This is a genomic window from Elizabethkingia occulta (assembly GCF_002023715.1).
Taxonomy (GTDB): domain Bacteria; phylum Bacteroidota; class Bacteroidia; order Flavobacteriales; family Weeksellaceae; genus Elizabethkingia; species Elizabethkingia occulta.
Map to the genome: position 1 here is coordinate 1 of NZ_MAHX01000017.1, position 25985 is coordinate 25985.

Here is a 25985-nt window from a genome sequence, read left to right on the forward strand (position 1 = left end):
TTCACAGCAAATTGATCAGTCAATTTACTATTATAATAATTTAAGACCGCACTTTTCCTTGAATTACAACATTCCAAGTCAGGTACACATCAATAATAATGTGAAATTGAAAACTTATAAAAAACAAAATCAGAATAGAAAGATTCTACTCTGATTTAATATATTTGATTTATTAAACTAGTCAACCTTTTTCAGGACTAGTCATTATGAAGTTTTAGGCTCTTTTTCTTTCTTTTTAGGAGACTTCTCTGCTTCAAGAGCATCTTTTGCCTCATTAAGCTTCAGAACGATTTTATCCCCTTCTTTCATCTGTTTGTTTACAAGCATCTCTGCAAGCAAATCTTCAATATATTTCTGAATTGCACGCTTCAAAGGGCGGGCTCCAAAATCTTTATCCCAACCTTTTTCCGCAATGAATTCTGTAGCTTCTTCGGAAAGCTCAACATGGTAGTCAAGTTTTTCCAGTCTGCTGTATAATTTGCCTAATTCCAGATTAATGATTTTCTTAATATCATCTTTTTCCAGAGAGTTGAAGATAATGATATCATCTATTCTGTTCAGAAATTCAGGAGCGAATGCTTTTTTAAGAGCGTTTTCAATGGTGCTTCTCGCTCTGGTGTCTGATGTAGATTTTTTAGCCGAAGTTCCAAATCCTACACCGTCACCGAAATCTTTAAGATCTCTGGTTCCGATATTTGAAGTCAGGATAATAATGGTATTACGGAAGTCTACTTTTCTGCCCAAGCTGTCAGTAACATGTCCTTCATCCAGAATCTGAAGAAGAATATTGAATACATCAGGGTGAGCTTTTTCAATCTCATCCAGAAGAACTACTGCATAAGGCTTTCTGCGCACGGCTTCTGTAAGCTGTCCACCTTCTTCGTAACCTACATATCCCGGAGGCGCACCAACTAATCGGCTCACAGCAAATTTCTCCATGTATTCACTCATGTCTATTCTGATTAGCGCTTCGTCTGAATCAAAAAGTTCACGAGCCATTACTTTGGCTAGTTCTGTTTTACCAACACCAGTTGTACCAAGGAAAATAAATGTTCCGATAGGTCTGTTCGGATCTTTCAATCCGGCACGGTTTCTCTGAATTGCTTTTACAACCTTGCGAACGGCATCTTCCTGACCGATAACTTTACCGTTAAGCATAGCATCCATCTGGGATAGTTTATCCAGCTCGTTTTTACCTACTTTGGTTACCGGAACACCACTCATCATAGATACAACTTCAGCAACATTCTCTTCAGTAACAACTTCTTTCTTCTCTTTTACCTCTTTATCCCAGTTTTCCTGAGCAAGGTTAAGTTCGATTTGCAGACGTTCTTCCTCATCTTTAAGCTTGCGGGCTTCAAGATAATCCTGTGCTTTTACAGCTTTCTGTTTTTGCTCTTTTACCTCTTCTATCGCTTTTTCGTACTCGATAATTTCGGTAGGAACTTTCATGTTTTTGATATAAACACGAGATCCGGCTTCGTCTAAAGCATCAATTGCTTTATCCGGTAGGAAACGGTCGGTAATATATCTTGCTGTTAAATTAACACAAGCTTTGATAGCATCATCAGTGTAAGTTACATTGTGATACTCCTCATATTTATCTTTAATCTGGTTAAGGATCTGAATACTTTCTTCAATAGTGGTAGGTTCTACCATTACCTTTTGGAAACGACGCTCTAAAGCACCATCTTTCTCGATGTACTGACGGTATTCGTCCAGAGTAGTAGCACCAATACATTGGATTTCGCCTCTTGCCAAAGCAGGTTTGAACATATTTGAAGCATCCAGAGATCCTGTAGAACTTCCGGCACCTACAATAGTATGAAGCTCGTCTATAAACAGAATTACATCTCTGTTTTTCTCAAGCTCAGACATAATAGCCTTCATTCTCTCTTCAAACTGTCCTCTGTACTTAGTTCCTGCAACAAGACTTGCCAGATCCAGAGTGATTACTCTTTTATTGAATAATACACGGGACACTTTTTTCTGGTGTATTCTTAATGCTAAACCTTCGGCGATAGCAGATTTACCTACTCCTGGTTCACCGATCAGAAGAGGATTATTTTTCTTTCTTCTGGAAAGAATTTGAGATACTCTCTCAATCTCTTTTTCACGGCCGATTACAGGATCCAGTTTTCCGTCTCTTGCCAGTCCGGTAAGATCTCTACCGAAATTATCAAGAACCGGAGTTTTACTTTTACCTGTTCCCAGATTTCCGGAAGGTTTCTTCATCTGACTGAATGCATCATCTTTGTCTTCGTCATCATCGAATGCCTGATTTTTAGGCAAATCGCCGTTTTCCTTCAGCATAGATTTATAATGCTTGGACACAGCTTGATAATCGATGTCATAAGACTCCAGAATGCTGGTTGTCGGATCTTCGGTTTTATACAAAATACCCAGTAACAGGTGTACAGTATTTACTTCTGTAGATTTATACAATCTGCATTCAAGTGCTGCACGTTTAATAGCCTGATCTGCCATCTTAGTTAACGGAATTTTCTCCGTTACCATAGCATTCGGGTTGTTACTAGTTATGTTAAGGCTTTCAATCTTTCTTCTTATTTGTGTTAAGTCGGCGTTGAAATCCTCAAGAATAGCGTAAGCGGAAGAATTTTCAGACTTTATAATACCCAATAATAAATGTTCAGTATTGAGGAATTCACTCTGCAATCTCTTGGCCTCATTACGGCTATTGTTGAACACTTGGTTCATCCCTTTTGAGAATTGATATTCCATGATTTTAAAATGTATACTAATTTAAAAGTTATTTCTGAAAAATTTCTTGTTTTGTTATAGAAGTTTTTCAGGTAATTGAAATTTGCAAACATCTTACCAAAGAAAAAATGTGCCGTTATGGCACAAAAATATTTGATTTTAAGCGAATTGTTTATTAGGTTTGCGCCAAAATTATATTCGTTATGAATGAAAGCTGGGTCGAAATTGTAGGTTATTTAGCGTCGGTACTAATAGTTCTGGGCTTTATACCGAAAGATGTATTAAAAATCAGACTTATTAATCTGGCGGGTTGTATTTGCTTTGTAATTTATGGTATTTACAGAGGGATGCTTTGGCCTGTTATTATACCCAATGCGATTATTTGCTTCATTCAGGTTTACTACCTTCTTCAGAAAAAGGTAAAAAAGTAGATTTATAATCATTTCTTCCAAAATCTTTACCTTTGCATAAAGCATTTTAATAATGACAATTCAAGAAAAACAGAAGGCTTTAGTAGATGATTTTGCTTTCCTGGAAGACTGGGAGCAGAAATATGAATATATCATTGATTTGGGTAAAGAATTAAAAGGATTATCTGAGGATAAGAAGACTGACGAGAACCTTATTCGGGGGTGCCAGTCCAAAGTATGGATTGATGCTGAATTTAAGGATGGAAAGTTATTCTTTCAGGCAGATTCCGACGGAATACTTCCTAAAGGTATTGTAGCAATGCTTACTCAGGTATACAGTGGCCACTCAACACAAGAAATTCTAGACTCAGATTTTAAATTTATTGAAGAGATAGGACTTCAGGAATTTCTTTCGCCATCTCGTGCAAACGGACTTATGGCAATGACCAAGCAAATTAAATTTTACGCAGTAGCATTTCAGTTAAAAAGTTGAAAACTATCTTGGCATACCGCTTCTCCGCATTTGGAGATGTAGCGATGACTGTACCAGTTTTTCGGGAATTTCTCGAACAAAATAAGGACGTCCGTATTGTAATGGTTTCCAGAAAAGGCTTTTCAGGGCTTTTTGAAGGGATCGAAGGAATTGAATTTGTTGGAATTAATATTGACGACTATAAAGGAATTCTTGGTATGCGAAAGCTTGCCAAAGAACTTCTGAAAAAATATAATCCCGATTTTATTGCAGATCTGCATGATGTGATCAGATCTAAAATTCTTTACCTGTTCTTTAAAAGGAGAGGTTTTAAGGTTTATAAGATTAATAAAGGAAAAGAGGATAAGGAAGAGCTTACTGATGTATGGAACTTGAATAAACACCAGTTGAAGAAAACAACGGAACGATATGCAGATGTTTTGCGCTCTATGGGCTATTCTGTAAATCTTTCTCATACATTAAGACCTTTAGTTGAAGATAAATCCGGAATAGGTTTTGCACCATTTGCTCAGCATAGAGGTAAAATGATGCCTCTTGAAAAATCTTTTGAACTTGTAAGAGAGCTAGCGAAAAGCGAGCATATTTACTTTTTTGGAGGTGGAGCATCAGAAGTGGAGGTTTTGTCCAAATGGGAAAAAGAAATACCCAATACAACGTCTCTTGCCGGTAAATTAAGCCTTTCTGATGAATTGAATATGATATCGAAACTCCGGGTAATGATATCTATGGATTCGGCTAACATGCATCTGGCATCTTTAGTGGGGACACGTGTGGTTTCTGTCTGGGGAGCAACACATCCATACGCAGGATTTTTAGGCTACGGACAAAAAGAAGAAGATGTGGTAGGAGTGAAGGATCTGACCTGTAGACCATGTTCTGTTTTTGGAGATAAAGAATGTTATCGCGGTGACTGGGCGTGTCTGGAAGAACTGAAAATACAGCAAGTAATAGATAAGATAAAGAAATAAGCAAAACTCCTGGGAAACTGGGAGTTTTTTTGTGCAGATTCTTAAATATTTTTAGAATTCTAAGAATACTTTTAGTAGATTATAGATAGGGAAGGGAGATGTTAAAGCATAAAAAAACTCTCAGAAAACTGAGAGTTTTTTTGTGGGTCCTGAGGGATTCGAACCCCCGACCCTCTGGGTGTAAACCAGATGCTCTGAACCAACTGAGCTAAGAACCCGAATTTTTTAAAGGATTTCGAACCTTTTGTGGGTCCTGAGGGATTCGAACCCCCGACCCTCTGGGTGTAAACCAGATGCTCTGAACCAACTGAGCTAAGAACCCTCTTTTAGAGTTGTTTTCTCTTTTTGAGTGGTGCAAATATACAACTTATTCGTGAATTGCCAAATTTTTTTCTAAAAAATCTCCAACAACAAAGTTACTTCCTCCAATAAAGATCATATCATCTGAAATACAATTTTCTTTAGCAGCTAAATAACCTGACTGTACATCGTTGAATATCTGGTAGTTTAAATTTTCTTTTTTGATAAGGTTTTCATATTCCTGAGGATTTCTTCCTCTGTGAATAGATGGTTTTACAAAATAAAATTTTTCATTTTTTGGAAGCAAAGGAATTACATCATCTATATTTTTATCATTTACAAAACCAAGAACAATATGTTTTGACTGGGAATAAGTTTTTAACTGATTAAATACATATTCCAATCCTGCCTGATTGTGTCCGGTGTCGCAAATGGTAAGAGGACTTTGGGAAAACTCGAACCAACGACCAATAAAATTGGTATTTTTGTGAACGTGTAAAAGACCTTTTCTTAATGACTCTTCTGAAATAGAAATATTCTGATGACGTAGTTCTTCGACTAATGCCAGAACAACTCGGATATTATTTTTCTGATAAGTTCCTTTTAAATCGGAATCTAATTCAGGATTCAGGCTTGTAGCGTCTATAAACTTAGCATTAAGCTCGTTTGCCTTTTGCTGGATAATATTCCTTACCGACGGATTTTCGTCGCCGGAAACAACAGGAATTTCTGCTTTTATAATTCCAGCTTTTTCTGTGGCGATTTCTTCTTTTGTATTGCCTAAAATATTGGTGTGATCCAACGCAACATTAGTAATGGCTGTAAGTATAGGCAAGATAATATTAGTTGCATCCAATCTGCCTCCAAGGCCTACTTCTATAATGGCATAATCTACTTTTTGCTGACGGAAATATTCGAATGCCATAATGGTCGTAAACTCGAAAAATGAAGGCTTTATTTCCTCAGGAAGATTCTTCAGCTTCTGAATAAAATTGTAAACAAACTCATCATCTGCATTCTTTCCGTTTACCTTTATTCTTTCTGTAAAATGAATAAGATGTGGAGAGTTGTATAATCCAATTTTATAGCCTTCTTCCTGTAATACAGATGCCAGCATATTGCTGGTAGATCCTTTACCGTTGGTACCACCGATATGAATCATCTTGAGTTCCTTTTGTGGATTCCCAAAATATTCACAAAGTCGGATAATATTATCTAATCCGGGTTTATAAGCCTTTATACCGTCCGTCTGATAATTAGGCATTTGTACAAAAAGCCATTCCAGGGCTTCTTGATATTCTGATTTTGTCATGATGGTTTCATCGATTTAGAAAGTGATGCGATAGGTTCCGGTAGAAGAAAAATTAGCTTTTTCAGCTTTTACATATTGTTTTACCCACTGGATAGAAGTAGAGACGATACATGGATCCGAAATACCCCCTGAACGTCTTACAGATATTACATTTCCGGCTTTATCTACAGTATAGGCCAGTGTAATAGAACCTGATGCTTTGCAGGAGTGTACAGGTTGAGCTCCACCACGTCCCATAGTACCAGGAATGTACCCAGTAAGTTTTCTGTCAACTCCGATTTTGCTGTCGCCATTACCATCTCCGCCTAAAGGATCGCCTGCATTTCCGGCTTTTCCACCGTCACCCTGAGAACCATCTTTTGTTCCGCGTCCTTTTAGTAGATTTCCTATAGCTGCAGTTCCTTTTCCATCACCGGTAGCTCCTTGTTTTTTATTAGGACCATCGGCTTTAGTATTTCCGGTAGTTGTTTTCTTAGCGTCGCTTTTTTTAGTCTCTTTAACGGAAGACTTGGTAGCTGTTTTTTTCTCAGCTTTTTCTACTTTGGCAACAGGTATTTTTTCGTTTTTACCTGTAATAATTTTCTCTTTGGCCTCAACAGGAGGCTCTGGCTTTGCAATTTCTTTTACGGGCTCTTCTTCTACAACAGGTTTGGTTTCGAGAGGAGCAAAGCTTCCTTCCTGTTCTTTAGGTTCTTCCGTTCCGTTACCATTACGGTTATCACCAAAATTTACAAGCATTGTATTAATAACTTCAGCTTCTTTCGGGAAGTTTACTTTAACAGAATACAGCGCAATAAAAAGTAGGAGTGTAGTCCAAACTATAGCGGTTATTACAGCACTTTTTAGTTTGTCTTTTCTTTGTTCCTTTTTATTTACTGAGAAATAACTCATCTTTTGTGTTTATTCAGCCTCTGTAGTAGTGGCAATCGCAATATTGTATTTGTGCTTTTCTGCAATTTCCATAACGAAAACTACATCTTTATGTAAGCAGTCTTTATCGGCTCTTATTGTAAAAGATGGACTTGTTACATTCTGTAATCTGTTTACAATAAGGCTCTCCAGTTCGTTTCTTTGTACTTGTTTTTCATCTATAAAATAAGATCCATCCGGCTTAATACTTACAGACAAAGGATTAGGAATATCCATTGCCTCGCTTTCTCCTTTAGGAAGCTTCACATCTATTGCATTTTGATTGGCTGCAGAAGAGGTGATCATGAAAAATATAAGAAGTAGCAATATAACGTCTGTCATTGCTGCCAAACTGAATTCAGGATTTGCTTTATTTCTTCTTGAAATTTTCATGATATTCTTACAAAGGTTTGTTGATGATATCTAAGAACTCTGTAGACAAATTTTGAATCTTTAGAATGAATTTGTCAATTTTTGTAAGCAACAGGTTGTAGAAGAAGTTAGCCGGGATTGCTACTGCAAGACCTGTAGCTGTTTGTCCTAATGCTGTATAAATACCCTCTGAAAGTGTTTTTGGAGAGAAAGAACCTGTAGAGTTAGACAAATTAAAGAAGGCTAGGATCATCCCGATTACTGTACCTAAAAGTCCTAACATAGGCGCAATACTCGGTACTGCTGCCAATAAGTTAAGATTCATTTCCATATTAGCAACCTCAGCTTGCCCTTGTCCTTCCATTGCATTTACAATATCTGACACCGGACGCCCAATACGGGAGAGTCCTTTTTCCAGAATTCTGGCTTCAGGAGAATCCTGACGCGAGCAATAGTCTATCGCAGCATCTACTTTTCCGTTTTTTAAGAAATCTTCAATATTTCTCATAAGATTTGGATCAGTATTAGAAGACATTCTTTTGATAAAGAAGAATCTTTCCAGAAACAGATAAAAAGAGAATATACCCAGTAATAAAACGGTTATCATTACCACATTGGCAAATATATTACCGTGGAACATTATTTTCCAGAAAGAAAATTCCTGGGTTGTTGCCGCCACCTGATTCTGTGCCTGCAATATGGTTGATATTTCTAAAAATGCCATTAATGAATTTGTTTAAATTTTTAAAACGCAAGTTTCCAATAGATATTGTTGAGAACAATATATTAGAATACTTGTTTACGGAAAAGTTAAATTTTACCCTTATTCGTCGTCTGCCTCGGGAGTATCCTGTCTGAAGTGACATTTTAGTTTAAAGGCAATTGGTTCGTCGGAAAAAGTATAAAAATCATCTATATTTCCTTGCCAGATTAACTGAAGATCTCCATTCTCATCTTGCGAGAATTTTAGCTCATTATCATGAATGAAGGCATCTTCGTCATCATATAAATCTACACCACAATAGGTTTCTTCTTCAGAATCATTCACATTGAATGTTTGCCCTATAAGTTTGTCTGTGTCAATAGGGAAATCCGAAATGCTTAAAGAAAGCTGTGGGAAATTATACTGCAAAGAGTCGTCATCAACGTGATCCAGATCATCATCTGTAATGATTTCTACTTCCAGGAAGTTTTGCTTATTACTATAGACTGCTTTGCAGTAACTACTTTTAATATTGTACTTAAGGGTTTCTTCCGGATGGTAGATTTTCAAAATCCCTTTCATAGGATAGTTTAAATGCTTTTAGTTAATTAATAATCAGTATATGGAACAAAGATAAAAAACATTTTTTTCCAGACAAGATACAAGGCTTTAAAATTATTTAAAATTAAATTTCACGGTGAACATAATCTGGCTTGGACGGATATACATTCTTCTGTATGTAGTTCCGATAGAGCTGTTGCCTATTTGTTCATATATCTTTGTATTGGCAATGTTTAGCCACTTTACTTCAAAGTCTATTTTCTTTTTAGCCCATGTGTATTGATATGTTAAATCATAGAACGGGTTTTGAAAACTTTGTCCACCTTGGGAGAAATTTGTCTGATCCCAGTTAAGTCCGATAGAATGATTCTCGATAGGGTAGAATATTAAGTTCAGATTTTGAGTCCAGTTGTTAGATTTTACTGTTGTCTCTCTTCCTTGTGTTGTATACAGGTTATTTCCCCACCCATAACTCATTGTATAATCTAAACTCATCCAGCTGAAGTAAGCATTGTTAAATTTGAATGCGATATTTTCATTGTTGTTTTTAGAGCGTTGAAGAATATTATCGCTTAAGCTTAAAGATTTGTTATTGCTATTTGTAAAACTTACAGAAGCATTCGTTTTAAACTTAGGGAAATATTTACCAACCTCAAAGCTTTGTGAGTTTGTATTAATATCATTATCTCTAACGATATAGGCAAGTGTTACGTTTCCTCCATTGTAAGAAGTGTTTGCCATAAGATTATTTCGGGTATTGGAAACGCTGCCCCGTATATTAAAGAATAAATTATTCAAAGGATTTCTATATTCTATTCTTGCTCCTGATGACTGCACTCTGTTTTGGGATAAAACACCATCTGCGGCTGTTGCTATAAGGCTTGATGGAGTTTGTAATATATAACCAGCATATACACTGTTAATAGTCCCGAAATTATAATTAATATTTCCGCTGACAGACGCTTTCCAAAATGATGCAAATTCATATTGAGCAAATAGACTCGGTTCAAACGTAGTTTTTTGAAGATCGATTGCTACCTTTCTTGCAGGATCTGTTGCTTTAATATTATTAAAGTTAACAGGAAGCGTTAGATACATGCTAAAGTTTGCTCCCTTATAATTAATCTGAGTTGAAGCTGTTGGAGTTGTGTTGGTGAACTCCAGGTTATTGGAATATTTATCTCCATAATTTTCTCTATAACCATTATTGTCAACACCAAACAGAGTTGTATTCAATTTATTGCTTATATATGAGATACCAATCTCCGGAGTGAATGTCCATTTTTTAGCAGAGAAACTAACATTTACAGCATTGTTGGTTTCAAAAGTTTTAGTTCTTAAATATTGTTCAGCAATTTTTGCGTTAGGTGAATAAGCAAAAATAGGCGTGAAAACAGGCTTTCCTAAAGAATCAAAAGACTGCCTGTCTGTAAATTTGATAGGATCTACACGAAGTGTTTGTCTGTCTGTTTGATAATTGATAAAAGATCTGACATTAATTAATTTTTCTTTCCAAGGAATAATAGTACTCAATGAGTTTTGAAAACTTGTTGTCGGTGATTCCAATGCTTCATTGGCAGGATTCGCAATAAATCCAGAGCTTTGACTAATGCTTCTGTCAATAACAGCGCGATCTCCATTCCAGAACTGAGAAAAGGTTGTGGTGTTTTTAAAGAAGCCTTTTTTAGCGTTTTTAGTAAAGATAACTTCTCCTTTTACTTTGTCTGTGTAAAAGTTGTTTTTTATCGCATTTGTTACTTTTGCCCCTTGGTTAAACTGTGGTATGTATTGTGTTTCATTATATGACTCTCTTTCTACAGCATTGTTAGTATAACTTGCATTGGCCTTGAACTCCCATTCTTTATTTTTATTCAGATTGGTTAATAGATTTCCGGACAGATAATGAACACTGTTCATTAAATATCTTTTCTGCGGAATATTAGGCGCATCAGAATTATCTACATTCAACCAACTATTTTGAGTAATATTTCTTCTGATACCTTCATAACGACCTCCGAAAGATAATATGTTTCCTTCATTTTCTACGGCATCACCATTATTATTGGATTTGTAATTGAACAACCATTGTATCTTATCGGTAAAGAGCATTGGCGTTAATTTTACATTCCATAAAAGAGGAGAGGCTCCTAGTCCGATTTCTCCCCGGCCAGTCATGGTTACGGATTTCTTTAATTTGATATTGATCGCAGCACGATCACTCGGAACTTTGTCCTGAAGGATTTTTACAGGCTGGTGATTTTCCATAATTTCTACCTTACCAATGGCGTCGATAGGTAAGGAATTGTTGATAGTACCATAGCCTCCCTCCATTAAGTCTTTTCCGTTGACATAGAATTTATTAAGTGGTTCACCTTGGTATAGGATAGTTCCGTCTTTGTTAACGTCGATCCCGGGAATCTTCTTAAGTGCATCTGCTAAAACACGGTCATTTTTATTAGCAAAAGCTTTAAGATCATACGCAATTGTATCTCCTCTTTTTGTAATGAGTTTCGTTTTTAGTACCACCTCTTTTATCTCGGTAACATCAGATGCAAGACTGAAATTAACAGTCTGATCCTGATTGCTGACTTCTTTAGCTTGTGATTTTTGATTAAATGCTTTAACCTTTATATTAATTTGGGGTAAATCTGTATTGAAGACAATTTTGTAATTCCCTTTGCTGTCAGTAATTCCGTAAGCGATAATTACAGGGTTCTCCGGATTTTCGATGGTGACACTTGCACTTGCAATTCCATTACCATTGGTATCCGAAACTTTTCCGGAAATAGTCTTCTGAGCAAATACGAAAAAGGTTGCCATGAAGAACAAAAGAGTTAAGAGTTTTTTCATATCAAATTTTATAACTAAATAATTAGTAAATGATTTTGTGACTTTGTTACAGATAAAAATAAATAAATTTCATAATAGTTAAGATAAATGATCATCCATAAAGTTAAATATAGCCTTAGAAAATCTAAAAAACAGCAATAAAAATCATGTTATATATTAACTTTACGGTATGGTCTTTGACGCAAAAGTTGTACTTTAGATGGCTATTTTATTCATAATAAATTAAATTAAAATGAAAGTAGAACAAATATATACAGGATGTCTTGCACAGGGAGCTTACTATATTGTCTCTCAGGGAGAAGCAGTTATTATAGACCCTTTAAGAGAAGTGCAGCCATATCTGGAAAAATTACAACAGGACAATGCAAAACTTAAATACATTCTTGAAACCCACTTTCATGCAGATTTTGTATCCGGTCATGTTGACTTAAGTGATAAAACAGGAGCTGCCATAGTCTACGGACCGACTGCAAAACCTGAATTTGAAGCAATTATTGCTAAAGACGAAGAAGTTTTTGAGGTAGGTAATATCAAAATAAAGGTATTGCATACACCCGGACATACGATGGAAAGCTCATGCTATCTGCTTATTGACGAAAATGGAAAAGAAACAGCTCTGTTTTCTGGAGATACATTGTTTTTAGGAGATGTTGGAAGGCCGGATCTTGCACAAAAAGGGAAAGACCTTACTCAGGAAGATCTTGCAGGAATGCTTTATGATAGCCTGATAAATAAGATTATGCCTTTGTCAGATGAAATAACAGTTTACCCTGCTCATGGAGCCGGAAGCGCTTGTGGTAAAAACATGCAGAAGGAAACGGTAGATACTCTAGGTAATCAAAAGAAAACAAATTATGCCCTAAATCAGCCAGATAAAGCAAGCTTTATTAAGGAAGTTACTGACGGATTAACACCGCCGCCTGGATATTTTGCCATGAATGTTGCCATGAATAAAAAAGGCTATGAAAGCTTAGATCATGTTCTTGAACAAGGGCTTAAACCATTGTCTGCTGAAGATTTTGAAGCTATAGCTGATGAAACAGGGGCTTTGATTCTGGATACAAGACCCGCAGCCGAGTTTCATAAAAATTTTATTCCTCAGTCTGTAAATATCGGAGTAAAAGGAGATTTTGCGCCATGGGTAGGGGCTATGATTGTAGATGTAAAACAACCATTATTACTGGTAACAGATGAAGGAAGTGAAGAAGAAGTTATTACCCGCCTTAGTCGTGTAGGCTTTGATAATGTATTAGGATATCTTGAAGGAGGAGTTCCGGCATGGAAATCAGCAGGAAAAGAAACTGACTCTGTGGACAGAATTACCCCTGAAGAATTTGCTCAAAGGTATTCTGAGAATGTAAAGGTAATAGACGTAAGAAAAGAAGGTGAATATATTGCAGAGCATGTAGCAGATGCCTATAGCCGCCCTTTAGCTTATATCAATACATGGATAAAAGATGTTGACCCGAAAGAACATTTCTTCCTGCACTGTGCTGGTGGTTACAGAAGTATGATTGCAGCAAGTATTCTTCAGGCGAGAGGATATCGTAATTTTACAGAAGTGGAAGGAGGCTTTGGTAAGATTAAATTAACAGAAGTGCCAACAACGGATTTTGTATGCCAAAGCAAATTATAGGAACTATACTGGTTATTCTGTTATCTGGTGGTATGATCTCTTGTTCGGTAACTCCAAAAACAGAGAACCAGAAAATAAGCAGACTGGTAAATGATAACAAAACATTTTTAGTAGATGTCCGTACTCCGGAGGAATATAATGCTGAAAAAATAGAAGGAGCTGTTAATATTCCATTGGATCAGATTGAAAGCAGATTATCTGAATTTCGAGGTAAGAAAAGCATTGTTGTTTATTGTCGCTCCGGAATAAGAGCTGGGAAAGCAAAAAATCTGATACAAAAAAATAATATCCAAAATGTTTATAGCGGAACTTCTTATCAGAATGTTTTGGAATTAAAAAAGAATAAAACTAAAAACTGAGAAAAATGTCAGCAAAATTTAATGAACTCATTCAGTCAGAGAGACCTGTTTTAATAGACTTTTTTGCAACATGGTGCCAGCCATGTAAAGTAATGTCTTCAGTTTTGAATACCGTTAAGCGGAATGTAGAAGAGGAGGCGAGGATTGTAAAGATAGATATAGATCAGTATCAGGCTATAGCTGCAGAATATGGTGTTAGAAGTGTTCCCACATTACTTATTTTTAAAAAGGGAGAACTCTTGTTCCGACAGAGTGGTGTAATGGATGTCAACAGTCTTACAGCTGAATTGAAAAAGCATATATAAGAAAAGAGCCTGATTTATCAGGCTCTTTTTTAGTCTAAAATGAATAAGAGCAAGTGATAGAAAAATTTCTTCCCGGTGACATAAATCGCTTTGTATATCCCGAGTTATACATAGTCTTATTTAGATATTCTGTATAAGCTCTGTTGAAAATATTTCTGAGCTGTAATGTAGCGTTGAAATTTTTGAAAAGTTCAACTCTGGCGTCAAGATTGAATAATGTAAAATCTTTGGTTGCGAATTCTCCGAATAAAGGATTTGTTCTGTTTTGTTGACCAGTATACCGCATCTCCGCACCCAAACTAAATATATTAAAGTTTCCTTCCAATCGCAATCGGGTTTCTAAGGGTGCAATTTCCGACAGCGGAACATCCTGGCTCATATTCTGAGCATAAGTATAAGCTGCACCGGCTTCAGTCCTCAAATAATTTGTGATATTCCATTGTACAGATCCCTCAATGCCAGCTTTGTAAGCATTGTCAATATTGGTCATCTGCCGTACACCTTTGGACATCATAGAAGTGGGTTTAATATCCGGAGTGATTTGCGATGATATAAAATCTTTCAGTCTGGAGTAAAATGCATCTGCCTGAAAGTTCAGGTTATCACCTTTATAAGAGTATACAATGTCGATCTGATAATTCTTTTCGGATTTAAGGAAAGGATTTCCTACATACTGATAGTTGTCATTTCCAAGAGGAAAGAAGTTGATATAACGTTCGGTAATACCCGCACTTCTTTCTCCACGTCCTATTAGCACAGTTATCTGTTGGTATTGATCTAGTACTCTGTTGTAAGAAAAGCTGAAACTATGAGTTGTTTGGTTAGCCGACAAATTATCTCCGTATTTCATTATGAAAAAATGAGAGGGATCATTAGCTGTAGCGTGAGAATAATCTAACCTGTAAGAAGCTGTGATTTTATTGCTTCCCCAATGTCTCTGATATTCATTGAACCATCCCAAGCGGTTAATTTGGCCGTTTTGCCACGCATTATTATGTCCCATTGCCATAGAATGCCCACTTCCGTTACCTGGCATTTCCATTTTTTGCTGAGGTACATCCTTTTCTCCATCATTACGGAAATCGGCACCTGTATAAAGCAGATTATTATTCCACTGTAATTTAAGTTCGGCACGTCCACCTCCGGATCTGCTTTTTATTCTGGAAATCATACTCATGTCAGGAGTTCCCATGGTATGGTCTACTTCTGATAAATAACTACTAAGGCTTAATTTTTTGAAAACAGAATTCTGAAAAGTCATATCATGTTTTAGAGAGTATAACCATGTATTATCTTTCAGAAGATCCATCATTCCAGTTGCAAACTTTACGTCTCTGGCCTGATTGGTTGTTATCTGTGCTGTAGTAATATTGCCTTCATTCCATTGATAAGAAACCCTCGAACCCATACTGTATCTTTCGAATGCAGATGGGACTTTATTATCATTGCCATCTTTATAATCGTTGGCTTTTTGGTAAGAGCCAAATAGGTCTATATTGAATTTTCGGGTAGAAAGACGGGTAATAAGCTCATTGCGCGTTCCATATCCATTGGTCTCATATCCGGTAGAAAGTCTGCCGCTAAAAACAGGCTTTTCGGTAAACTTTGGATCAATACTTACAAAATTAATGGTACCTCCAAAAGAATTTCCAAACCTGAACTGATACGGACCTTTGTAGATCTCAGCTTCTTTAACAAGATTTAGGTTGACCTGACTTGCCGGAGGATCCATTCTGCTTGGGCAAGCCTGTATACTTGTAAGAGATCCGTCATTGACGATATTAAGTTGCTCGAATTTAAATCCTCTTAAAACAGGATCTGTTGCATAGCTTCCGGCAATTCTCCGTCCGCCGATTTCCGGAAGATTAGTGAGAAAGTTTCCGGCGTCATGATTCAGGAAATCAGAGTGGCTTGCAGAGATTTTTTTACTAGTGTTGTTTTTGAGAATACGTACTACTTCAATATTTTGCTGAAGTATTGAATCTGATTTCTGAGCATATATATTGATTATGCCAAGGATTAAAAATGCTACGACAGCGATATTTTTATTAGATAATATCATAATGTATTATAATAAGTTTAATGATGATGTTATCTGATTACTAGAAGAATAACCAGTTTGAAATAAACGATGTACGGGCTGTACATGTTTATATTTTCGGAGAAATTAAACTTATAATACAGGAGGCCTTAAATGCAGGTGCAGAAATCCGAATAACGGAATCTGGATTTTATGAGAAACTTCCTGAGAACCATGTAAGGTTCTATGGATAGATGCCGAAATTTCAAAAGCAGGTAATCCAATAAATTCCGAAGCTATTTTTAGCCATGTAAAATTAGGATTGTGTGTTTCTTCTTTGCTCAACTGGCATTTTCCGTTACAGTGCAGTTCCGGTTTATTTTTATTGGTACAGTTTTCAAGATACCAGTCCATATTGATTTTATATTCCACCCAGATCCATGTCTTCTGAAACACCAAAAGGGTGCAGATAAAACTAAATAAATATGGAGTGAGTTTGTTCAAGAATATTATATCTATGCAAAATTAATAATTAATATTCCCTTTGTTATGAGGATTGTTAATGATTTTTATCAAGAGAAAAATCGTTCAATATTAAAAAATATGCCCTGCTTTCACCCAAAATTTCTAAATTTATCCGTCAAAAATATTTTTAGATGGCAGATAAAGGAAAATTTATTCAGGAGCTTACGGCTAGATATCAGTGCAATGGTGAACATATTGTACTAGGGAAAGGTATTTTTAATGGAGAAGTAGTTCCTGAAGTGGATGTGTGTATTCCTTTGAGCACAGTAAACCGTCATGGACTTATAGCAGGAGCAACAGGAACCGGAAAAACAAAAACGCTTCAGGTTTTTGTAGAGCAACTTTCCCGTAACGGAATCCCATCCATGGTTATGGATATTAAGGGAGATTTGTCCGGATTAGGAGCCGCAGGAGAAAACAATGCTAAGATCCAGGAGCGCTATGCAAAAACTCAACTGCCATATAGCCCACAGGCATTTCCTGTAGAATTTATGAGTATTTCCGATGAGAAAGGAGTACGACTAAGAGCTACGGTGACTGAATTTGGCCCCGTATTATTAAGCAAAATTTTAGGACTAAATGATACACAGTCAAGTATCATGTCTATTATCTTTAAATATTGTGATGATAAAGCTCTTCCTTTACTGGATTTGGATGATCTGAAGAAGGTACTGCAATATGTTACAGATGATCCACAAGGAAAATCGGAACTAAGCACCAACTATGGGAGCATTGCTTCGACATCGTTAGGTGCTATACTACGTTCTATTGTAGCTTTGGAGCAGCAAGGAGCAAGAGAATTCTTTGGAGAATTATCTTTCGAAGTAGAAGATTTGTTGCAAACACGAAACGGCTTGGGGGTTATCAATATTTTGCGTGTAACCGATTTACAGAGCAGGCCACAGTTGTTCTCTACATTTATGTTATCATTACTTGCGGAAATTTATGATAAATTCCCTGAGGTAGGAGATAAAGGAAGGCCAAAATTTGCGTTGTTTATAGATGAGGCACACTTGTTATTCAAAGAAGCACCTAAAGCATTGTTGAATCAGATTGAAACTATTGTAAAGTTAATCCGTTCCAAAGGAGTAGGTATTTACTTTATTACTCAGGTGCCTGGGGATGTGCCGGATGGCGTTTTGAGCCAGCTGGGTTTAAAAATTCAGCATGCGTTAAGAGGCTTTACAGCTAAAGATAAAAAGGAAATAGATAAAGCGGTTGAAAACTATCCTACAACGGAGTTTTATAAAGCATCGGAACTTATTCAGAACCTTGGGATTGGTGAAGCATTTGTAACGGCTTTAGATGAAAAGGGGATTCCTACACCTTTGGTAGATACATTCCTTATTTCTCCGGAATCCAGAATGGATATCCTTACACCTCAGGAAATAGATAATCTGGTTGGAGCTTCTTCTTTGGTACAAAGATATAAAGATGCCATAAACAGAGAGTCTGCATATGAGATTCTCAGCAACAGAATGAATCAGGTGGTGCAGAACCAACAACAGGCTCCGTCTTCAAATGGAAGACAGCCAAAGCCAGAGCCCGGAATGTTTGACCAGGTTCTTAAAAGTCCATTAGCAAAATCCGTAGGAAATACCATCGTAAGGGAGGGTATGAATATGCTGTTCGGAATGCTGGGATTGAAAAAAAGAAGATAATTTTATTTAATTAATAGAGAACATTGTATTCAATTATAGATATTGAAAGTAATGGCGGTGCTTTCAAGAAAGAAAGTATTATCGAAATTGCTATATACCGATTCGATGGACACGAAATCGTAGACCAGTTTATATCTCTGGTAAATCCGGAAGATGTGATTTCTCCGTATGTCCAAAAGCTGACAGGTATTACCGCTAAAATGGTAAAGACTGCGCCAAAATTCCACGAGATTGCAAAAAGAATTGTTGAAATTACGGAAGCAACCGTAATCGTGGGGCATAATGTAGAGTTTGATTACCGAATGATCAGACAATCGTTTCACAGGTTAGGGTATAATTATGAAAGAGAAACTATAGATACTATTCCGTTAGCAAAAAAACTAATTCCAAATGAAGAAAGCTACTCTCTGGGTAAGCTTTCTAAGTCTCTGGGAATCCCTCTCACAGACAGACATCGTGCTTCTGGTGATGCCAGAGCTACTCTGGAGTTGTTCAAAATATTACTGGCAAAAGATCAGGAAAAAGAAATTTTGAAACATCAGAAAGAAACTCAGGTATCTAATAATCTTAATAAAAAGATTGTAGCACTTACAGAGTTTCTTCCGGCAGAAAACGGAATTATCTATTTTCAGAATGCAAATGGTGAAATTCTGTATACCGATTATTCATCTAATATCTATCAGACAGCAACAAAAATTTTCCATGCCCGGACAAAGAAATGGGATAAATTGAAAGCTGAAACTACTCAGATTCATTATGAATTTACAGGAAATGAGCTTATTGCAAAGCTTATGATGCTGCAAAAAACTAAAAAGAAAACACCTTCGTTGCCTTTTGGATTGTATTATAAGAATGATAAATACATAATAGAAAGAACTAAAGGGCAGACAGATGATTTACTGAAGTTTAAATCTTTTTCACAAGGGAATAAGGTGAAGACTTTTATTAATGAGCAGGAACGTTTTCAGGATAATCCAACAGCTTTAAAAGAGTTTCTTTCATTAGATAACCGGAACGAAGTATGGATTTCGGAGGGAAGAACTAAAAGCGAAAAATCCTTTTTAGTCATGGAAAAAGGAAAACTGACAGGTTACGGATTTTATGAGCTTCATCACCAGATAAAGTCTTTAAATAAGATTAATAAACTGAAAATTGAAATTCATGCAGTAAATAATATGATATACAACGAATTAAAATTATCTTTGCTGCGCAATAATTATGAGATAAAAAATCTGCCAACAACATAATGTTAAGTACAAAAAGTACAAGAGAAGCCATATGACAAATCAAGAATTACTAAAAATTGCAGGAGAGTACGGAACACCCGTATATGTTTACGAAACTGATAAAATCAGAGAACAGTATGAAAAGCTTACCAAATCGTTCGATGATAAAACCAGATTTTTCTATGCAGCAAAGGCTTTAACCAATATCAACATTCTGAAGTACATACAAAAGTTAGGTGCTAATATCGACTGTGTGAGCATTAATGAGGTGAATTTGGGTATTAAGGCTGGATTTACACCAGAGAAAATATTGTTTACACCAAACTGTGTGGATATTACTGAGATTGAAGCAGCAATGAAGCTTGGTGTACACATCAATATTGATAATATTTCTATTCTTGAGCAATTCGGAAATAAATATGGTAATACATATCCGGTATTTATAAGAATCAATCCACATATTTTTGCCGGAGGTAACTACAAAATCTCTACCGGACATATCGATAGTAAATTTGGTATTTCTATTCACCAGCTTAGACACATTCAGCGTATTGTAAAAACAACAGGACTAAATGTTGAAGGCTTACATATGCATACCGGAAGCGAGATTAAAGATATCGATGTCTTTATCCAGGGTCTTGAAATAATGTTTGAGATGGTGGAGGACTTCCCGAATCTTAAATATATAGATATGGGAAGTGGTTTCAAGGTGCCATATCAGGAAGGAGAACTGGAAACTGATGTGAAAACATTGGGTAAAAAAGTTCTGAAAGCAGTGAACAATTTCAAAAAAGAAACAGGAAAAGATTTTGAACTATGGTTCGAGCCGGGGAAATATCTGGTAAGTGAAAGCGGACATTTCCTTGTAAGAACTAATGTTATCAAGCAGACTACAGCAACTGTTTTTGTTGGTGTTAATTCAGGATTCAATCACTTGATCCGTCCAATGTTCTATGATTCATACCACAAAATAGAAAACCTTTCCAACCCTACAGGGCCAGAGCGCATCTATACTGTTGTTGGGAATATTTGTGAAACGGATACTTTTGCATGGGACAGAAAAATAAATGAAGTAAGAGAGGGAGATATCCTTGTCTTCAGAAATGCAGGAGCTTATGGTTTTGAAATGAGTTCTAACTTCAATAGTCGCTTAAAGCCTGCTGAAGTAATGGTAATGGACGGAAATGTACACTTGATCAGAAAAAGAGATGTTTTTGAAGATCTTCTCAAAAATCAGATCGAAGTGTTGTAATTTTTAACATTCGGATAATACGATATAAAGGCATTAAAGACTATATTAGCAGACTCTTTAATGCCTTTTATTTATTCTCAAAAAGCTATTATTAATAAACCCAACACCAAAATATGAAATCACAGCTATTATTAGTTTTTACACTTATGTGTAACCTGTTTTTTTCTCAAAGTTCTGAAAAGCTCAAAGAATTTGTATTGGATAAATACCCTGATGATCAGGTCTTTTATAAAGGAGGATTAAAGGCTTTTTATCATGATGTACATAATGTTATAGAACAAAATAAAATAAAAGCTTGTGGTCAGGATGATCCGAATCAGTACTATAAGCTGAAACTTAAAATTTATCCTGACGGAAGAACAGAAAAACTTAAGAATGTAGATTCATTAATCAACGCAAAAAATGAATGTGCACGTGTATTAGCTAATAATGTTGTAAAAGATCTTAAAAACTGGAATCCCGGAGTACATCAAGGAAGACTGGTTCCGGCTATAGCAGAAATTTATATTTTCCCGTATGACTTATTCGGAAATTATAAAGAGGGGCTTAATTCTGTAGAAAACTTTAAATTACCAGAATTTCCCGGCGGTAAGCAAGCGATGATTAATACGATTCACAGAGAATTCTATACCATATTTAGGGATTTTGATATTCAGGGAAGTATTTTACTGAACTTTGATATCAATGAAAAAGGAGAAATGAACAACCTTACAGTGTGGCCCAAAATAATGGAGCAGAATTTTGTATGGGAAACGATGCGGACATTTAAAAGAATAAAAACTACCTGGAAACCAGCAATGAGAAACGGAGTTCCTATGGCTTATCATTTTGAATACGGAATGGGGATGTCGGTGGGATACAATTATGATAAAACAAACAAAGACAACAATCAATGAAAAGAATTTTAGCCGTTATTGGATTTATGCTGGTAACGATTTGTGTTACTGGGTGTGCCACCACTCAGAAAGAAATAGGTACCAACCTTAAACGACAATGGATGCTTGTTTCTATGAAGGAGTTTTCTAAAGACGAACTCATACATGCAAAAGCATCTGTAGATTTAACAAACAGAGAAGTAGGGGCTATAGGCTATTCCGCTTTTATGGGGTGTAATAACCTAAGATTTCGACTGAATGAAACAAACGGGAATAAGCTGTCTGTGTCTGGTCTTTCCGGAACAAAAATGTTTTGTCCGAATCACCTTGATTTAGAAAATCAGTTTATAGCCCTTTTTCCGACAATGAAGTTTTATAGTGTAGAAGGACATTTTCTTACACTGAGAAACATAGATGGTGAAGAAATGAAATTTGTAGCAGCCGACTGGGATTAATCAGAAGAAATAATCTGCCAGAATATATCAGCATTTCTGGGAAGCTTTATTTCATTGGAGTTTACCAGAAATATATCAGCATCCTTATGGTAGTGCGCTATATTTTTAAAATATTTTAGCAAATCGCTATTAGAAAAAACTATCCAGAACTCATTTCTGAGCTCCGGATTTTTGTGTACAAAGCAAAGATTGCCGGAATTATCCTCCGGAAGGTATTCCAGTTTTAATACCTTTTGTAGATAATCTTTTAATATTTGTATTTCGTCTCTCATAACACTATAAAATTAATAAAAAGTATAATTATACATAACAGTGTTACTAAGGGTTAAAATATGTTTTATATTTAATTCTGTAAACTTTATTTCACAATTCTTATTTTTGTATATGCTAGAAAAAAAAGAACATCAGTATGAAAAGGCGGTCTTGGTAGGTCTTATTACCAAAGATCAGGATGAGGAAAAACTAAAAGAATATATGGACGAACTGGAGTTTCTTGCTTACACAGCAGGAGCTACAGTCGAAAAAAGATTTACCCAGAAAATGTCCCAGCCGGACTCTAAAACATTTGTAGGTAAAGGTAAAGCTGAAGAAATTCGAGACTATGTAAAGGAAAATGAGATAGGAACTGTTATTTTTGATGATGAACTTTCTCCTTCTCAGTTAAAGAATCTTGAAAGAGATATAGAAGTTAAAATTCTGGATAGAACCAATCTTATTCTGGATATTTTCGCTCAACGTGCTCAGACATCCTATGCAAGAACGCAGGTAGAACTTGCACAATACGAATATCTATTACCACGTCTTACCAGAATGTGGACCCACTTGGAGCGTCAGCGTGGTGGTATCGGGATGAGAGGACCTGGTGAAACTGAGATTGAAACTGACCGTCGTATTATCCGTGACAGAATATCATTACTAAAAGATAAACTGAAAACAATAGACCGCCAGATGGCAACCCAGAGAAATAACCGTGGAAAAATGGTTCGTGTTGCTTTGGTAGGCTATACCAATGTGGGAAAATCTACTCTGATGAATTCCTTATCCAAATCTGAAGTATTTGCAGAAAACAAACTTTTTGCAACTCTGGATACTACAGTAAGAAAGGTAGTAATAGGTAATCTTCCCTTTTTGTTAACAGATACTGTAGGATTTATTCGTAAGCTGCCAACACAGTTGGTAGAATCTTTCAAATCAACATTGGATGAGGTGCGTGAGGCAGATTTATTGATTCATGTTGTAGATATATCACATGAAAGTTTTGAAGACCACGTTAATTCAGTAAACGAAATTTTACAGGAAATAGATGCACACAAAAAGCCTGTGCTTATGGTGTTCAATAAAATAGATGATTTCAGCTATGAGAAAAAAGCTGAAGATGATCTGACGCCAGCAACCCGCAAAAATATTTCCCTGGAAGAGTGGAAAAATACATGGATGGCAAAGTCTAAGCATCCTACTGTTTTCATTTCTGCCCTTACGAAGGAAAACTTCCCTGAGATGAAAAAAATGATTTATGATGAGGTACTGAAAATCCATATCTCAAGATTCCCGTATAACGATTTCCTTTTTGAATATTATGATGATGAAGAAGTAGAATAATAAATTAAAAAACACAAAAAGAAGAAAAAATAAGAATGGAGTTATATTATTCGTTTTCTGCACTCATAGTGCTGGCATCTATTTTTGCCTATATCAATTACAGATTTCTGAAGCTTCCCAGTACGATAGGGATTATGGTAATAGCGATTGCAGTTTCAACATTTCTGGTGCTATTCGGGGAAAGTGTATTGCCTAAAACATTTGTAAGGCTAAATCGTCTGATGGATAGTATTGACTTTACAGAGGTATTGATGGGCGCAATGCTTAACTTTTTATTATTTGCCGGTGGGATTCATATCAATATAAATGATCTAAAGGAACAATTCCGGCCGGTCTTTATATTTTCAACAGTAGGTGTTGTCATTTCCACTTTTGTAGTTGGATTCGGGGTTTATTATATATTTCCACTTGTAGGAGTACATATTCCTTTTCTGTATTGTCTTGTATTTGGAGCCTTGATTTCACCAACTGATCCTGTCGCAGTACTTAGTATCCTGAAGCAGGCAAAAGTGTCTAAATCACTCGAAACAAAGGTTGCCGGAGAATCTTTATTCAATGATGGTATGGCTGTCGTTGTTTTTACAGTAGTATTGCAGCTGGCTGTGGGTAAAGAAGTAGACCTTGGAATAGAGAATATCTCTCTTTTATTACTCCATGAAGCTGGCGGCGGATTGTTACTCGGCGTTTTATTAGGTTGGGTTACTTCCCGACTGATGAGAGAGGTGGATGACTATATTATTTCCGTACTTGTTACACTATCCGTAGTAATGGGAGGCTATCTTATTGCACGACAACTGCATATTTCAGGGCCATTAACGATGGTTGCTGCAGGTTTGTTTATGGGGAATTTCAATGTTAATTTCAAAATGAAATCTGTTACGCAGGATTACCTTATTAAATTCTGGGAATTGATAGATGAAATTCTGAATGCTGTTTTATTCCTTTTTATAGGTTTTGAACTTTTAATGATAAAGGATCTTCAGAACTTTATAATCCCAGGAATGATAGCCATAGTTGTGGTGTTATTAGCGAGAGTTATTTCTATATGGGGGCCAACGCAGTTTATGTCTTTCAGAAGCCGATTCAGCCCACAAACGATTAAGGTTTTGATATGGGGAGGAATTCGTGGGGGAGTTTCCATTGCTTTGGCAATGTCTATTCCGAAGAATGAATACAGTACAGCTATCCTTAGTATTACTTACTTTGTTGTAGTATTCTCTATTATTGTGCAGGGACTTACTATTGGTAAGGTGGCCAACCCTAAGAAGATTGCAAACGAAGAGAAAGAACAGGAACAGATTACAGAGTAATAATATATGAAAGGAAAAGCTGATCATATAGGACGACAGATAGAAGAAGCTCTCCAGATGCTGTCCACGCCAGAAAGGGCTGTTCAGATGCCGCGATATTTCAAAACCGGAAAAGGGGAGTATGGAGAAGGAGATATATTCTATGGTGTTTCTGTTCCAGATCAGCGAAGTATAGCGAAAGAATTTTATAAAGAGATTTCATTGCAAGAGCTTTCGGATGTATTGAAGTCTGAAGTGCACGAAATGCGCTTAACGGCAATCTTTATTCTGGTAGCTAAATATGAAAAAGCAAAAAACAGGACAGAAAAAAGGCAGTTGGTAGATTTTTATCTCAATCATCTTGAATATGTAAACAACTGGGATATTGTGGACTCTTCTGCGCACAAAATATTGGGAGATTATGCTTTTCGCAACGATGAGGAAGAAATATTATACAGACTCTCTTCGGATGAGAATATGTGGAAGAAGAGAGTAGCAGTTGTAGGTTCATTCTGGTCTATAAAGCATAAACATTACGAACTGACACAGAAACTAGTACTCAATAATCTTAAACATCCGCATGATCTGATGCATAAAGCTAATGGTTGGATGCTTCGGGAAATAGGGAAGAAGGATGAAAGCGTGCTGTTGAGTTTCCTGGATAAATATTATAAAGAAATGCCGAGAACAAGTCTTCGTTATGCTATTGAAAAGTTAGATGAGGAGCTCAGACAAGATTATCTTAAGGGAAATATTTAGAGTTTTCTCGCCATTTCCATTTTATAAGCCATAAGATTGGCAATATTATTGGCCTTGTATATAGCTAAGTCCGCATTTTTTCCAGAGAAGTTTTCTTCTACTGTTTCTGACCACAGCTTTATCCAATGTTCAAAATGCTCTTTATCAATAGCTTTTACTTCATTAATTGGAAAATGAACACGCATTGGATTTCCTTTATAAGTCATTTGACCAAAAAGAATAGATTCCCAAAAGTCATACATCTTGGGTAAATGCTTGCTCCAGTCGACTTTACCAATGTCGTTGAAGAATAAGCCTATCTTGTTGTCTGTCTGAATTTTCTGATAGAATTTGTTCACCAATAATTCTATATCTTCTCTGGTTTCCAGGTCATTCATTTCCACTATTTTCATCAAAGGTACAATGAGAAGCAATGCTTTACAAAA

The 25985-nt window shown here is 36.1% G+C and carries 25 protein-coding genes, 2 tRNA genes and 1 pseudogene; 15 read left to right on the top strand and 13 right to left on the bottom strand.

The features are described from left to right. A pseudogene (locus BAZ10_RS18835) lies at positions 1 to 154 on the top strand (IS3-like element ISElsp1 family transposase); the annotation flags it as partial. Positions 155 to 204: 50 nt separating this feature from the next. Here the strand turns inward: BAZ10_RS18835 and BAZ10_RS13480 are convergent. Beyond that, positions 205 to 2742 (bottom strand): ATP-dependent Clp protease ATP-binding subunit, encoded by a 2538-nt coding sequence (locus tag BAZ10_RS13480; RefSeq protein WP_009090303.1) that lies wholly within the window; start codon positions 2740 to 2742, stop codon positions 205 to 207. Between the two features lie 182 nt (positions 2743 to 2924). On the opposite strand from BAZ10_RS13480, the gene BAZ10_RS13485 reads away from it, so the two are divergent. Genes BAZ10_RS13485 through BAZ10_RS13495 form a run of 3 tightly spaced genes read left to right on the top strand, consistent with a single transcriptional unit; the run spans position 2925 to position 4592 of the window. Next, positions 2925 to 3152, top strand: a complete 228-nt coding sequence (locus BAZ10_RS13485; protein ID WP_078772494.1) for a uroporphyrinogen decarboxylase — start codon at positions 2925 to 2927, stop codon at positions 3150 to 3152. Positions 3153 to 3204: 52 nt separating this feature from the next. Then, a complete protein-coding gene (locus tag BAZ10_RS13490) occupies positions 3205 to 3624 on the top strand; it encodes a SufE family protein (protein ID WP_009090307.1) in 420 nt (139 codons plus the stop codon). After that, entirely contained in the window at positions 3621 to 4592 is a 972-nt protein-coding gene (locus tag BAZ10_RS13495; protein ID WP_078772495.1) for a glycosyltransferase family 9 protein, read from the top strand. Before BAZ10_RS13490 ends, BAZ10_RS13495 begins: the two co-directional genes overlap by 4 nt. 143 nt (positions 4593 to 4735) lie before the next feature. Here BAZ10_RS13495 and BAZ10_RS13500 read toward each other — a convergent pair. The 8 genes from BAZ10_RS13500 to BAZ10_RS13535 all read right to left on the bottom strand — a co-directional run bounded on the left by BAZ10_RS13500 (position 4736) and on the right by BAZ10_RS13535 (position 11599). Next, positions 4736 to 4810, bottom strand: a tRNA-Val gene (locus BAZ10_RS13500). Positions 4811 to 4839: 29 nt separating this feature from the next. Further along, positions 4840 to 4914: transfer RNA gene (locus tag BAZ10_RS13505), tRNA-Val, on the bottom strand. A gap of 45 nt (positions 4915 to 4959) precedes the next feature. Then, on the bottom strand, positions 4960 to 6204 hold the full coding sequence (locus tag BAZ10_RS13510; RefSeq protein ID WP_078772496.1) for a bifunctional folylpolyglutamate synthase/dihydrofolate synthase: 1245 nt from the start codon (positions 6202 to 6204) through the stop codon (positions 4960 to 4962). Between the two features lie 15 nt (positions 6205 to 6219). Continuing rightward, complete coding sequence (locus BAZ10_RS13515; RefSeq protein WP_078772497.1) at positions 6220 to 7095, bottom strand: energy transducer TonB; 876 nt, start codon at positions 7093 to 7095, stop codon at positions 6220 to 6222. Positions 7096 to 7104: 9 nt separating this feature from the next. Further along, complete coding sequence (locus BAZ10_RS13520) at positions 7105 to 7506, bottom strand: ExbD/TolR family protein (protein ID WP_009090321.1); 402 nt, start codon at positions 7504 to 7506, stop codon at positions 7105 to 7107. A 7-nt stretch (positions 7507 to 7513) separates the two neighbouring features. Then, complete coding sequence (locus BAZ10_RS13525; RefSeq protein WP_078772498.1) at positions 7514 to 8209, bottom strand: MotA/TolQ/ExbB proton channel family protein; 696 nt, start codon at positions 8207 to 8209, stop codon at positions 7514 to 7516. A gap of 99 nt (positions 8210 to 8308) precedes the next feature. Continuing rightward, on the bottom strand, positions 8309 to 8770 hold the full coding sequence (locus BAZ10_RS13530) for a hypothetical protein (RefSeq protein WP_078772499.1): 462 nt from the start codon (positions 8768 to 8770) through the stop codon (positions 8309 to 8311). Between the two features lie 93 nt (positions 8771 to 8863). Next, positions 8864 to 11599: a carboxypeptidase-like regulatory domain-containing protein gene (locus BAZ10_RS13535; protein WP_185116409.1), complete on the bottom strand. Its 2736-nt coding sequence runs from the start codon at positions 11597 to 11599 to the stop codon at positions 8864 to 8866. Positions 11600 to 11831: 232 nt separating this feature from the next. Between BAZ10_RS13535 and BAZ10_RS13540 the strand changes: the two genes are divergently transcribed. The 3 genes from BAZ10_RS13540 to trxA are packed head-to-tail and all read left to right on the top strand — an operon-like array spanning position 11832 to position 13899. Then, complete coding sequence (locus BAZ10_RS13540) at positions 11832 to 13235, top strand: MBL fold metallo-hydrolase (RefSeq protein WP_078772501.1); 1404 nt, start codon at positions 11832 to 11834, stop codon at positions 13233 to 13235. Then, the gene (locus BAZ10_RS13545) at positions 13217 to 13594 is read left to right on the top strand and encodes a rhodanese-like domain-containing protein (protein ID WP_078772502.1); all 378 of its coding nucleotides are present in this window, start codon (positions 13217 to 13219) and stop codon (positions 13592 to 13594) included. The genes BAZ10_RS13540 and BAZ10_RS13545 overlap by 19 nt, the downstream gene beginning before the upstream one ends. A gap of 5 nt (positions 13595 to 13599) precedes the next feature. Further along, on the top strand, positions 13600 to 13899 hold the full coding sequence (gene trxA / locus BAZ10_RS13550) for a thioredoxin (protein ID WP_009087475.1): 300 nt from the start codon (positions 13600 to 13602) through the stop codon (positions 13897 to 13899). A gap of 34 nt (positions 13900 to 13933) precedes the next feature. Here trxA and BAZ10_RS13555 read toward each other — a convergent pair whose 3' ends face one another. Both BAZ10_RS13555 and BAZ10_RS13560 read right to left on the bottom strand, forming a co-directional pair. Next, entirely contained in the window at positions 13934 to 15961 is a 2028-nt protein-coding gene (locus BAZ10_RS13555) for a TonB-dependent receptor domain-containing protein (protein ID WP_078772503.1), read from the bottom strand. A 111-nt stretch (positions 15962 to 16072) separates the two neighbouring features. Next, on the bottom strand, positions 16073 to 16333 hold the full coding sequence (locus BAZ10_RS13560; RefSeq protein ID WP_078772578.1) for a hypothetical protein: 261 nt from the start codon (positions 16331 to 16333) through the stop codon (positions 16073 to 16075). A gap of 242 nt (positions 16334 to 16575) precedes the next feature. On the opposite strand from BAZ10_RS13560, the gene BAZ10_RS13565 reads away from it, so the two are divergent. The 5 genes from BAZ10_RS13565 (at position 16576) to BAZ10_RS13585 (ending at position 21913) form a co-directional block, all read left to right on the top strand. Continuing rightward, positions 16576 to 18105, top strand: a complete 1530-nt coding sequence (locus BAZ10_RS13565; protein WP_078772504.1) for a helicase HerA-like domain-containing protein — start codon at positions 16576 to 16578, stop codon at positions 18103 to 18105. A gap of 23 nt (positions 18106 to 18128) precedes the next feature. Beyond that, positions 18129 to 19352, top strand: a complete 1224-nt coding sequence (locus BAZ10_RS13570; RefSeq protein ID WP_078772505.1) for a 3'-5' exonuclease — start codon at positions 18129 to 18131, stop codon at positions 19350 to 19352. A 31-nt stretch (positions 19353 to 19383) separates the two neighbouring features. After that, positions 19384 to 20583: a diaminopimelate decarboxylase gene (gene lysA, locus BAZ10_RS13575; protein WP_059322798.1), complete on the top strand. Its 1200-nt coding sequence runs from the start codon at positions 19384 to 19386 to the stop codon at positions 20581 to 20583. A 113-nt stretch (positions 20584 to 20696) separates the two neighbouring features. Beyond that, on the top strand, positions 20697 to 21479 hold the full coding sequence (locus BAZ10_RS13580) for an energy transducer TonB (protein WP_078772506.1): 783 nt from the start codon (positions 20697 to 20699) through the stop codon (positions 21477 to 21479). Continuing rightward, the gene (locus BAZ10_RS13585) at positions 21476 to 21913 is read left to right on the top strand and encodes an META domain-containing protein (protein ID WP_078772507.1); all 438 of its coding nucleotides are present in this window, start codon (positions 21476 to 21478) and stop codon (positions 21911 to 21913) included. Before BAZ10_RS13580 ends, BAZ10_RS13585 begins: the two co-directional genes overlap by 4 nt. Here BAZ10_RS13585 and BAZ10_RS13590 read toward each other — a convergent pair. Then, the gene (locus BAZ10_RS13590; protein ID WP_078772508.1) at positions 21910 to 22185 is read right to left on the bottom strand and encodes a hypothetical protein; all 276 of its coding nucleotides are present in this window, start codon (positions 22183 to 22185) and stop codon (positions 21910 to 21912) included. The genes BAZ10_RS13585 and BAZ10_RS13590 overlap by 4 nt on opposite strands. Before the next feature lie 112 nt (positions 22186 to 22297). On the opposite strand from BAZ10_RS13590, the gene hflX reads away from it, so the two are divergent. Genes hflX through BAZ10_RS13605 form a run of 3 tightly spaced genes read left to right on the top strand, consistent with a single transcriptional unit; the run spans position 22298 to position 25560 of the window. Next, entirely contained in the window at positions 22298 to 23512 is a 1215-nt protein-coding gene (gene hflX, locus BAZ10_RS13595) for a GTPase HflX (protein WP_078772509.1), read from the top strand. 35 nt (positions 23513 to 23547) lie between these two features. Continuing rightward, positions 23548 to 24822, top strand: a complete 1275-nt coding sequence (locus tag BAZ10_RS13600) for a cation:proton antiporter (RefSeq protein ID WP_078772510.1) — start codon at positions 23548 to 23550, stop codon at positions 24820 to 24822. 6 nt (positions 24823 to 24828) lie between these two features. Then, positions 24829 to 25560, top strand: a complete 732-nt coding sequence (locus tag BAZ10_RS13605; RefSeq protein ID WP_078772511.1) for a DNA alkylation repair protein — start codon at positions 24829 to 24831, stop codon at positions 25558 to 25560. Here BAZ10_RS13605 and BAZ10_RS13610 read toward each other — a convergent pair. Further along, positions 25557 to 25937 (bottom strand): group III truncated hemoglobin, encoded by a 381-nt coding sequence (locus BAZ10_RS13610; protein WP_078772579.1) that lies wholly within the window; start codon positions 25935 to 25937, stop codon positions 25557 to 25559. The two genes, BAZ10_RS13605 and BAZ10_RS13610, sit on opposite strands and share 4 nt — an antisense overlap. Positions 25938 to 25985: the final 48 nt, after the last annotated feature.

Coding starts and splice junctions, on each gene's coding strand:
- BAZ10_RS13480 (WP_009090303.1), bottom strand. CDS start 2,742: ATGGAATATCAATTCTCAAAAGGGATGAACCAAGTGTTCAACAATAGC.
- BAZ10_RS13485 (WP_078772494.1), top strand. CDS start 2,925: ATGAATGAAAGCTGGGTCGAAATTGTAGGTTATTTAGCGTCGGTACTA.
- BAZ10_RS13490 (WP_009090307.1), top strand. CDS start 3,205: ATGACAATTCAAGAAAAACAGAAGGCTTTAGTAGATGATTTTGCTTTC.
- BAZ10_RS13510 (WP_078772496.1), bottom strand. CDS start 6,204: ATGACAAAATCAGAATATCAAGAAGCCCTGGAATGGCTTTTTGTACAA.
- BAZ10_RS13515 (WP_078772497.1), bottom strand. CDS start 7,095: ATGAGTTATTTCTCAGTAAATAAAAAGGAACAAAGAAAAGACAAACTA.
- BAZ10_RS13520 (WP_009090321.1), bottom strand. CDS start 7,506: ATGAAAATTTCAAGAAGAAATAAAGCAAATCCTGAATTCAGTTTGGCA.
- BAZ10_RS13525 (WP_078772498.1), bottom strand. CDS start 8,209: ATGGCATTTTTAGAAATATCAACCATATTGCAGGCACAGAATCAGGTG.
- BAZ10_RS13530 (WP_078772499.1), bottom strand. CDS start 8,770: ATGAAAGGGATTTTGAAAATCTACCATCCGGAAGAAACCCTTAAGTAC.
- BAZ10_RS13535 (WP_185116409.1), bottom strand. CDS start 11,599: ATGAAAAAACTCTTAACTCTTTTGTTCTTCATGGCAACCTTTTTCGTA.
- BAZ10_RS13540 (WP_078772501.1), top strand. CDS start 11,832: ATGAAAGTAGAACAAATATATACAGGATGTCTTGCACAGGGAGCTTAC.
- BAZ10_RS13545 (WP_078772502.1), top strand. CDS start 13,217: ATGCCAAAGCAAATTATAGGAACTATACTGGTTATTCTGTTATCTGGT.
- trxA (WP_009087475.1), top strand. CDS start 13,600: ATGTCAGCAAAATTTAATGAACTCATTCAGTCAGAGAGACCTGTTTTA.
- BAZ10_RS13555 (WP_078772503.1), bottom strand. CDS start 15,961: ATGATATTATCTAATAAAAATATCGCTGTCGTAGCATTTTTAATCCTT.
- BAZ10_RS13560 (WP_078772578.1), bottom strand. CDS start 16,333: ATGGACTGGTATCTTGAAAACTGTACCAATAAAAATAAACCGGAACTG.
- BAZ10_RS13565 (WP_078772504.1), top strand. CDS start 16,576: ATGGCAGATAAAGGAAAATTTATTCAGGAGCTTACGGCTAGATATCAG.
- lysA (WP_059322798.1), top strand. CDS start 19,384: ATGACAAATCAAGAATTACTAAAAATTGCAGGAGAGTACGGAACACCC.
- BAZ10_RS13580 (WP_078772506.1), top strand. CDS start 20,697: ATGAAATCACAGCTATTATTAGTTTTTACACTTATGTGTAACCTGTTT.
- BAZ10_RS13585 (WP_078772507.1), top strand. CDS start 21,476: ATGAAAAGAATTTTAGCCGTTATTGGATTTATGCTGGTAACGATTTGT.
- BAZ10_RS13590 (WP_078772508.1), bottom strand. CDS start 22,185: ATGAGAGACGAAATACAAATATTAAAAGATTATCTACAAAAGGTATTA.
- hflX (WP_078772509.1), top strand. CDS start 22,298: ATGCTAGAAAAAAAAGAACATCAGTATGAAAAGGCGGTCTTGGTAGGT.
- BAZ10_RS13600 (WP_078772510.1), top strand. CDS start 23,548: ATGGAGTTATATTATTCGTTTTCTGCACTCATAGTGCTGGCATCTATT.
- BAZ10_RS13605 (WP_078772511.1), top strand. CDS start 24,829: ATGAAAGGAAAAGCTGATCATATAGGACGACAGATAGAAGAAGCTCTC.
- BAZ10_RS13610 (WP_078772579.1), bottom strand. CDS start 25,937: ATGAATGACCTGGAAACCAGAGAAGATATAGAATTATTGGTGAACAAA.